The sequence below is a fragment of the Streptomyces sp. NPDC057543 genome (assembly GCF_042801895.1).
In the GTDB taxonomy this organism is placed as follows: Bacteria; Actinomycetota; Actinomycetes; order Streptomycetales; family Streptomycetaceae; genus Streptomyces.
In genome coordinates, this window is sequence record NZ_JBHVFF010000332.1 from 1 (window position 1) to 8,614 (window position 8,614).

Consider the following 8,614-nt stretch of genomic DNA (forward strand, 5'->3'; position numbering starts at 1 on the left):
AAAAAAATGATGGTGTAGCACTCCCAGATCACTAAGAATCTTCTGGTGTGTTACTCGCCTAAGATGCTGGGTTTCTTCTAGACGAAAAAAATGGGCGCCTTAACAGGTGTTTCACCTGTCAGGCGCCCTCCCTGGAGCGCATCTAAGCCACGGGGTGAAGTGCGGAGTAACTCCCGATATCTCCCACTGCTATCCCACCTCTGACCAGCTGTTCCGGGGCATTTCCGGGCCAAGGCCCGGCTCATGTGTCCTCTGCACTGCGGTCCTGCCCCTCCCACCTTCGCATCGACCCCTCGATCAGGCTGTTGGCATGGTTCCGCGCCTCGGCCAGAAACTTGGCGTAGTAGCGGAAGAGGACCTGGATGCTCTGTCCGGCGCGGCGCGCACACTCTGCCGGGTCGACACCGGAGGCAAGCCAGAATGAGATCCCTGCGTGGCGCAGGTCGTAGGGGCGTTTCGCCAGCTCAAGGGCGTGTTCGTCGAGAGTCAGTGCGGCCTCGCGCGCACGCCCCCATGTGATGTTGTACGCGGAAGTATCGACGTAGTTTCCCGCACCATTGCGGAACAGACGTCCATCGGGTGCGACACCGAAACTCTCTATGTGCTCGCGCAGCATGCGCACCAGCACAGGCGGGATAGGCACGGGCCTCGTCGCCTTGGCCGCGTGTCGCTTCAGGGAGTGGACCTCGTGAACGGCACCGTCGTTCGTCCACTCCTTCCCCGCCGTGACGGAAGATTTCAAGTCCAGTGAGACGGTCGTGACGCTATGGGGTTTGTGGTGTGGGTTCCCTGCGTTTGGCCGGGTTGTTGATCCAGGCCGTCTGGGGTATCTCGGGTGGTCTGGGGCGGCAGCCGAAGCGTTTGGGGTGGCGGGCGTATGCCTCGGCGAGGGTGACCGCGCGCTGGTCGCGGACTTCCTCGGCGGTCCCGAAGTGAACGGAGGCGGGGGTGTGCCAGCCGATACCCGAGTGCCGGTGCTCATGGTTGTAATACGCGATGAACGCGTCGAACCACTCGCGGGCGTGGGCCAGCGAATCGAACCGTTCGGGATAGTCCGACATGTACTTTGTGGTCTTGAACTGGGCCTCGCTGTAAGGGTTGTCGTTGGAGACCTTCGGCCTCGAGTGGGACCGCGTCACCCCCAGATCGATCAGTAGTTGGGAGACCTTCTTCGACGTCATCGAGGTGCCGCGGTCCGCGTGCACGGTCTGGGGCACGATGCCGTTGCGGGCGATCGTCTCGCGGATCAACTCCTCTGCCCGCAGCGCCGACTCGGCTCGCTCGACGGTGTGGCAGACGATATACCGGCTGAAGATATCGGTGATCACGTAGGCGTGATACCAGACGCCCTTGACCGGCCCGGCAGCCTTGGTGATGTCCCAGGTGAACACCTGCGAGGGCCCGGTGGCGACCAGCTCGGGCACCGCCTTGGCAGGATGGGTGGCCTGCCGTCGGCGTTCACCGGACTGATCCTGCTCGCGCAGGATCCGGTACATCGTCGAGACGGAGCAGTGATAGCGCCCGGCATCCAGCTCGCGGGCCCAGATCTGCGCGGGCGCCAGCTCGGCGTACTCGTTGCCGTTCATCAACTCGAGTACCGCGGACTGCTCTTCGGTCGTCAGGGCCGACGGCTGCATCTGCGGGGCACGTGTTCTGCGTGGCGGCGGGGGCCGGAGCCGACGGTAGTGCGTGGCGCGGGAGCGGCCGGTCAGCCGGCAGGCGGCCGTGATGCCTAGCTGAGCCTCGACGCTGGTGAACGCCTCGTCCACGACAGGGCTGGCGGCAGGCTTCAGTCCGCGCTCTCGGAGATCATTTCCAAGAGCGCGGAAGCTTTTCCCATCACCTCGAGTGCGGCCTTGTTCCGTGCCAGGTCCTTCTGCAACCGCTCCACCTGCTGCCGCAGCTTTTCGTTCTCCACCTCCGCGGCGGACTTCTTCGCACGGGCCGGGCTGGTTCGGCGGTCGACCAGGTTTTCCAGGGCCCCGGCATCCCAGGCGGCCCGCCATTCCTTGACATGCGAGTGGTAGAGCCGTTCCCGGCGCAGGACTGCACCCTTCTCGTTCCTGGGCGCGGAGTCGTACTCGGCGACGATCTGCAGTTTGTACTCCGAGGTGAAAGTGCGGCGCTTCGGCCTCGGCGCCGGGTCGGACCCGACGAGCTCTGTGCTGGGCATAAAGGACGGTTCTCCTATCGTGCCCTCTCAGGCTAGCCCCGCAGAACGGGACGTCTCACCCAAGGCTGACAGAGAGGGCCCGTCCACGATGTCGAACTCGACTGACTGGCCTTCTTCCAACGCCTTGAAGCCTTCGGTTTGGATGGCAGAGAAGTGAACGTAGGTGTCCCCGTCGCTCGGCGTCTCGATGAAGCCGTATCCCTTGTCGGGGTTGAACCACTTGACCTTGCCCTGAACGTTGGTCTTCTCCTGCACGGTTGCCTCGCTTTCTGTAGGGGCGGCATGAGGAAAGACAGCCGCTGAACTGATCATGCCCGCGGGCCGAGGTTTCCGCCGGGTCGCGTAGCTGGACTGGCCGCAAGACTGGCTTGAGCCACCGTGTTAAGGGCGGCGAAGTAGGCGGCGGGTCCAGATGCTGGCTCCGCCCAGTGATCGGGCCGGGGCGCCGCGTCTGTCGCTGAAGCGGGGACAGGCGGCACGGACGGTAAGGGTCTCAGGGGAGCGACCTCGATCGGCGGATCCATACGACCAGCGTGCAGCGAGGCACCCGCTACAGCAGCCCGAGCGCCGTATCCGGACGACAAAGCTGGCAGGCCAAAGCACTGTCCTCAGCGAGCAGACTCACGGCCTGATCACGCGAAATGGCCTTGACCCGGGTACCGGACGGACGACAAAACCCCTGATGCACGCCGATCGCACGCCGGCCCTCGCCAATACCCTGCTCGACCACCCAGTCCGGCAGCGGAGGCGGAGGCTGACGCTCTGCCAGCGCAGCCTGACGCCGCTCCTCCTGCTCGATCCAGCGGTCAGTCTGGGCAAGCTGGCGCTGCTGGACACGGCGGAGGAAGCGGAGCTTCTGCAATCGCGATACTGATTCTTCGGACACGCGTTCGAGTTTACGAGGGGATGGCCGCGCAGCGCGATGCCCCGTTGTCCCGTGCAAGCGGACGTCGAGCTTTGTCACCGAAGATTGAGTGATCGCAAGAACCCTGGCCTTGCTCTCCGGTGGCGGACCCGGTGCCCGAGGCGAGAGAAGTGCGCGAGCGCAGACGGAGCCGCCGGGCGTGCTTCAGGTCCTTGCCGTTTGTAGTGGGAGCGGCGGGCTCGGGCTTGGCTGCGGCGTCGGAAGCGTGACCAGCGCAGGTGGTGCTCGTTGCCCTTGTCGCGGGGCTTGGCGACGAGGTGTCCCATCAACCGCCGGATCTCCGGGACGCTCAGGGGTATGAGGTCGTGTTCGTCGTCAGTGCTGCCCCCCGGGCGCCGACTGGGCATACGCGATCTCGGCAGGCCTGCGGGAACGGTCGGTCGTTCCGGCCGTTGTCGGGCTGATCAGCGGGCACGTGGCGTATGCGCTTGCGGCAGTCGCGGGTCTGGCGGTGATCGTCGCGGGATCCGCGCCTGTGCTCACCGCGCTGACCGTGGCGGGAGCCGGCTATCTGGTGTGGCTGGGTTGGAGCGTGCTGAGGCAACCAGCCGCGGTGACGGCCTCCGAGGACGACATGGGCTCCTCCCGGATACAGGTCATGCTCAGGGGAGCGGGGGTCAGTGGTCTGAATCCGAAGGCACTGCTCCTATTCTTCTCCCTCTTCCCTCAGTTCATCGACACCGCCGCCGGCTGGCCGGTGACCGCGCAAACCTGCCTGCTCAGCGCGGTACACATCGCCGCGTGCGCCGTGGTCTACATCGCCGTCGGCCTCTTGGCCCGCACCGTACTCAAGGCCCGCCCAGCCGCGGCCCGGACAGTCACCCGAATCTCCGGTGTGATGATGATCGCCATCGGAGGATTCCTGCTGCTGGAACGTCTCGTCAGGTGACTTCCCGCCCCATCCCTACCGCTCGTCGCCGAAGGAGAGTACGTAACCGACCAGGCTCAGCAGGAACAGGCCACCCCCGACACGGAAGCGCGGATCCGCAACAGCTTCGACCGCCAGGGCCTGATGCGCCACCTCGGCGCCCGCCTCGCTCAGGTCGCCCCGGGCCGCGTCCACATCATCCTGCCCAACCGGCCCGAAGTCACCCAGCAGCACGGCTACGACCATGCTGGCGCCACCAGCGCCATCACGGACAGCGCCAGCGGCTACGCGGCCCTGTCACTGTTCACCGAGGACAGCGAGGTACTCACCGTGGAGTACAAGATCAACCTTCTCGCTCCCGCCGCCGGCGACCACCTCAAAGCAGTGGGAACGGTCCAGAAGCCCGGGCGCACCCTGACCCTGTGCCAATCGGCGGACTCATCGAACGCGGTGACATCCACACCCTGTGAAGTCCAGCCCGGATCAGTTCGGCGACGTGGGAAACATGTCCCTCGACCCAGACAAGATCGCCGACGCCGCCTGGGAACTGCACTCCCGACGCGACCGCCCCGAAGCGACGTTCAGCACCTTCGACTGAACCTTCGTCTGAACCGGGAGCGCAGACGGGCAGACGTCCCTTCGCCTCGTGGTGGCTCGTCGCACGAGGGATTGATTGCGCTCTCGCGGACGGCGGGGTTGTCGTGAGGGTGGCTCGCGCGAACTAATCGAGAACCTACATGCGCCACTTGTCGGAGCTATGGCGACTGACCGCACCGACACACAAGACCCGACGAATCGTGGAGGCGACGGCCACCGGGCTGGCATCCACGGACGCGGCCCGCTCGGCGCCGTCGTCTACACGTTTGTCGGCGCCAGACCTGCCCTGACGCCGGTTTCGCCCTGCCCATTACCTTCCTCGTAGAGCCCGGTTCGGGCTCGTGGCCTCCAGGGACGGTAGGGCTTCATCGCCCCTGGCACTGACGAGCCGGGGAGTTTTGATGATCCGGGGAGTACTGTCGGCAACCCTGGCGGCACCGGCCGATCGCGGGCGTTCCTTCGGAGGTCGTGCCGACGAGCGCATGCCTCTCACCCAGGACGGCGCGCCGACGAGCGTGCACCGCGGATGCGCGCACCGGCGCCAACCTCCTGCCAGCCCCAGCTCACCTCGGCCGGGACGACCGGCCTCACCTGCCCGGCCGGTACCTCCGCTCGATGTGGCCCTCGAGGTCATCCGCATAGAAGTAGACCGGGCGCAGGTCACCCTTGGCGTAGCGGTCGGCCTGGTCGTTGAAGTGCGGTGAGTCGGGATGGCCGCTCGCGCCGCCTGCGGTCACCGCCCAGGCGCGCAGTCTTGGCCCGAACTCCACCACTGCCACGAAGCTGTTGCCGCTCGTGCCGTAGTAGCGCTTCGTTCCCGGGTAGGCCTTCGCTCCGAACGAGGCGAGGGAGCCCCAGCGCGATGAGGCGAAGGGCACCGGGATGCTGGGCTTCGCGTCGTTGAACTGCTGGACGATCGCTCCGTCGTTGCGCTGGTAGCGGTTGATGTCGCCCCAGGGCACCTTCCAGCTGCCGAAGTCCCGTACCAGCCGCTGCGTGGCTGTTTCGAGCGCCACGAGCCGCTGGGCGTCACTGGCGCGCTCGGCAATGTAGTCCCATACCGACATCCTGGCATCCGCCGCCGCCTGGGACGTGAGCGCCCACATGTCTTCCCCCCAGAAGACGGCCATGGACGTCGCGGTCGACTTCGCGGCCCACCGGTGGTCCCAGTCGCGCAGGAGACCGATGGAGCCGGCCAGCGTCGTCTTCTGGCCGTTGCCTTCAGGCAGTTGGTCCCACGCCGAAACGAGCCCCGGCAGCAGCCGCGCGAAGGCGGTCAGGTACGGGTCGAACGCGGCCTCGATCAGTGTCTGCGGGGTGAAGTCGTCTCGCGCACTCAGCACACGCACCGCCTGCGGCCCGCGCGGGTTTTCGCCGGCCTTGTCGAAGTAGCGCGGATAGTCTCCCGCTTTGGGACTGTCCGAACCGGCGGCGGTCCACGGCCAGTTGTTCGTGTTGAACGCCCAGCCGTTTTTCGGGTTCACGACATGCGGCATGCTGTTCAGGGTGTGCAGTCCGTGCCAGTCGGTCGCCGGGTCACTGCCGTTGACGGGCTTGAGGTAGTCGAAACGATCGTCTCTCTTCGGCATGAACTGCGGCATCAGGAAGGCGATCTCCCCCTTCGAGTCCGCGAAGAGTGTGTTGTTCGAGCTGTTCGCCTTCAAGCCCGCCACCCGGAGATAGTCCGCGTAGTTGTCCGTCGTGGTGCGCAGGAAGCTCTGTTTGAGCGCCTCTACGGGCTTGTTCATCAGCGCACACGCGATCCACTTGCCGTCCGCCTCGCGTACGATGGGTCCGTGATGGGTGGCGAACGTGGTGAAGCTCCGCTTGTCCTGTCCGTCCTCGGTACGGATGGACAAGGTGATCGTCTTCGTCGTGACCGGGCGTAGTTGGTCGCCATAGCGGTACGAGCGGGTTCCGTCGGCCTCCGTCACGATCGTCTCGGCGAACTCGTCGATGTTGTCGACGCCGCTCGTCGTGTGCATCCAGCCGGTGTGCGCGTTGAAACCCTGGTAGATGAAGAACTGGCCCCAGGTGGCGGCACCGTAGACATTGAGCCCTTCGCGGCTCGTCACGTGCTGTTCCGAGCGGAAGAAGAAGCTGGTGTGCGGGTTGATCAGGAGCAGCGCGTGGCCGTCACGCGTGTGGCTCGGCGCGATCGCGAAGCCGTTGGACCCCGTGGGTTCGCGCAGCACAAGGCCGCGCTCCTCGTCGGTCATCGGCACGTCCCGCTTGGCGTAGAAGGCTTCGAGCCGGGTGAGCAGCACCGACTCGATGTCGCCGCCGATGCTGCCCTCTGAGAAGCTCAACGGCATCCACGGCTCGAACCGGTTGAGCACGCGCGGGCGCACCTCGGGGTGTGTCGCGAGGTAGTAGTTGAGCCCGTCGGCCCAGGCCCGCATCAACGTGCGCAGCCACTCCGGACACTTCGCGTAGTCCTTCTTCAGCGCCTCCGGGTCGAGGAACAGCCGTTGCCGCAAGTCCTGCCAGATCGCGCTCTCGCCCTCGGCCTCGGCCAGGCGGCCCAGGGCGACGAGGTAGTTCTGTTCGATCCGGTTGAAGTCGTCCTCCGCCTGCGCGTACATCATCCCGAACACCGCGTCGGCCGTGGTCTCCCCCACGATGTGCGGAATGCCCCAGTCGTCGCGCGTGATCGTCACCCGGGCGGCGTGTCTGCGCCAGCGGGCCGAATCGGGCAGCGTCTGCGCCGGAACCGCGAATGCGGCTCCGGACGGCACTGTCGCGGCGGCTGCGGCCAATCCGGCTGCCGTGCCCAGCACACGCCGCCGGCTCACTCCCGTGTTCCGCACCTGACTCACGAGCTGCTCTACCTTCCATCGGGGATTCAACGAATCGTGCACTTCACGTGCTTGGGGGCGGCGATCCACGCGCCGGATCCACTACGGCTTCGGCATTCGACGCGGCACACTTGCCAGAGCAGGAACACATACCTCCGGTGATCACTCACACCGACAGTCCTATCCGCCACACGGCTCACTGACAAGACCTCGATCAACAGTGACCGGAACCTCGTCGCGCATCGACCGTCCCAGGCGCCAAATCCACGACCGTTCCTGTTTGTTGCGAAGTCGCTGGCCGACGGGCTCCCTCCTCGCCGGGGATGTGCGCGCCACGCTTGATCTCGTCGATGAACGGCTGTTTGCGTTCCATCGATGCGGCGAACTGCTCGCGCAGCCACGGCAGGAGGGCGTAGAGGCGTGGTCCTGGGTTCGGGCGCGGGGGTGGCACCAGGTCGCGGAGCCTGAGCACAATCCCCGGGGTGGCGAGGGCATCGAGCGTGGTGTCGCTGTAGTCGTGGCGCGCCACGACGAGATGGTCGGCGCTCTGCGCCATCGCGAGCAGCGGCCGACGGACGTCCACATCGCGACCAGGAGGGACCGGTGGGTATTCGGCGACCGCGTCAGCGGCGCCTACCTGCTCAAGTTCTCCTGGACGAAGATCGTCCGGCACCAGTTGGTCAAGGGCAGGGCACGTGCTCAATCTTCGTGTGGGTCGAACCCCTGCGCGGGTGGCGTCGAGTTCAGGCACTGTCCCAGCGGACCCGGATCGACTGGGCCAGCCGGGTCAAGCAGCTGCTGAGCGTGGATTAACCCGACGCCGAGGCCGTGGTGCTGGTGATGGACAACCTCAACACCCACGGCATCGCCTCACTGTACGAGGCATTCGAACCAGAAGAGGCCTTCGCGCTGGCCCAACGCCTCGAGATCCCGTGGGGCTCGTAAAGTCATCGCTGCTGGTCAGCACCCCCCTCCAGGGTCGTCGGTAAGGACTTGTAATGCTGCCCCGATGATCGTGTCCCTGCTCTACCGCACCGCCCGCGCGCTGTTGTCCGTCCCCGCGGTCCTACTGCGTCGAGATGCCGCCAAGGATGCCGAACTGCTGGTGCTGCGGCACGAGAATGCCATCCTGCGCAGGCATGTGAAGGGCAGGGTGCACTATGAGCCGGCCGACCGATTCTGGCTCGCCGCCCTCAGCTCGCTGATACCGCATGCCCGCTGGGCCGCCGTCTTCCCCGTCACCCCCGGCACTT

At 66.0% G+C, this 8,614-nt stretch carries 8 protein-coding genes and 3 pseudogenes; 3 read left to right on the plus strand and 8 right to left on the minus strand.

The window, feature by feature from the left end:
- Nucleotides 1–241 precede the first annotated feature (241 nt).
- The 5 genes from ACFU8Q_RS35830 to ACFU8Q_RS35850 form a co-directional block, all read right to left on the minus strand.
- On the minus strand, nt 242–616 hold the full coding sequence (locus ACFU8Q_RS35830; protein WP_384462623.1) for a hypothetical protein: 375 nt from the start codon (nt 614–616) through the stop codon (nt 242–244).
- A gap of 148 nt (nt 617–764) precedes the next feature.
- Entirely contained in the window at nt 765–1,769 is a 1,005-nt protein-coding gene (locus tag ACFU8Q_RS35835) for an IS3 family transposase (RefSeq protein WP_384462627.1), read from the minus strand.
- Nucleotides 1,770–1,789: 20 nt separating this feature from the next.
- Nucleotides 1,790–2,173: a hypothetical protein gene (locus ACFU8Q_RS35840; protein WP_384462630.1), complete on the minus strand. Its 384-nt coding sequence runs from the start codon at nt 2,171–2,173 to the stop codon at nt 1,790–1,792.
- Between the two features lie 27 nt (nt 2,174–2,200).
- Entirely contained in the window at nt 2,201–2,428 is a 228-nt protein-coding gene (locus ACFU8Q_RS35845) for a cold-shock protein (protein WP_384462633.1), read from the minus strand.
- 295 nt (nt 2,429–2,723) lie between these two features.
- Nucleotides 2,724–3,059: a DUF6233 domain-containing protein gene (locus ACFU8Q_RS35850; protein ID WP_384462636.1), complete on the minus strand. Its 336-nt coding sequence runs from the start codon at nt 3,057–3,059 to the stop codon at nt 2,724–2,726.
- Between the two features lie 367 nt (nt 3,060–3,426).
- On the opposite strand from ACFU8Q_RS35850, the pseudogene ACFU8Q_RS35855 reads away from it, so the two are divergent.
- Nucleotides 3,427–3,987: pseudogene (locus ACFU8Q_RS35855) on the plus strand (LysE family translocator); the annotation flags it as partial.
- A 15-nt stretch (nt 3,988–4,002) separates the two neighbouring features.
- Here the strand turns inward: ACFU8Q_RS35855 and ACFU8Q_RS35860 are convergent.
- Nucleotides 4,003–4,200: a hypothetical protein gene (locus tag ACFU8Q_RS35860; protein WP_384462645.1), complete on the minus strand. Its 198-nt coding sequence runs from the start codon at nt 4,198–4,200 to the stop codon at nt 4,003–4,005.
- Between ACFU8Q_RS35860 and ACFU8Q_RS35865 the strand changes: the two are divergent.
- Nucleotides 4,111–4,395 (plus strand): annotated as a pseudogene (locus ACFU8Q_RS35865) (PaaI family thioesterase); the annotation flags it as partial. The gene ACFU8Q_RS35860 and the pseudogene ACFU8Q_RS35865 sit on opposite strands and share 90 nt — an antisense overlap.
- A gap of 755 nt (nt 4,396–5,150) precedes the next feature.
- Here ACFU8Q_RS35865 and ACFU8Q_RS35870 read toward each other — a convergent pair.
- Nucleotides 5,151–7,358, minus strand: a complete 2,208-nt coding sequence (locus tag ACFU8Q_RS35870; protein ID WP_384462639.1) for a penicillin acylase family protein — start codon at nt 7,356–7,358, stop codon at nt 5,151–5,153.
- A 217-nt stretch (nt 7,359–7,575) separates the two neighbouring features.
- Complete coding sequence (locus tag ACFU8Q_RS35875; protein ID WP_384462642.1) at nt 7,576–7,944, minus strand: hypothetical protein; 369 nt, start codon at nt 7,942–7,944, stop codon at nt 7,576–7,578.
- Nucleotides 7,945–8,370: 426 nt separating this feature from the next.
- Here ACFU8Q_RS35875 and ACFU8Q_RS35880 point away from each other — a divergent pair.
- Nucleotides 8,371–8,614: pseudogene (locus ACFU8Q_RS35880) on the plus strand (integrase); the annotation flags it as partial.

Bases quoted from the DNA above. Each gene is read 5' to 3' on its own strand.
- ACFU8Q_RS35830 (WP_384462623.1), bottom strand. From the start codon at position 616: ATGCTGCGCGAGCACATAGAGAGTTTCGGTGTCGCACCCGATGGACGT.
- ACFU8Q_RS35840 (WP_384462630.1), bottom strand. From the start codon at position 2,173: ATGCCCAGCACAGAGCTCGTCGGGTCCGACCCGGCGCCGAGGCCGAAG.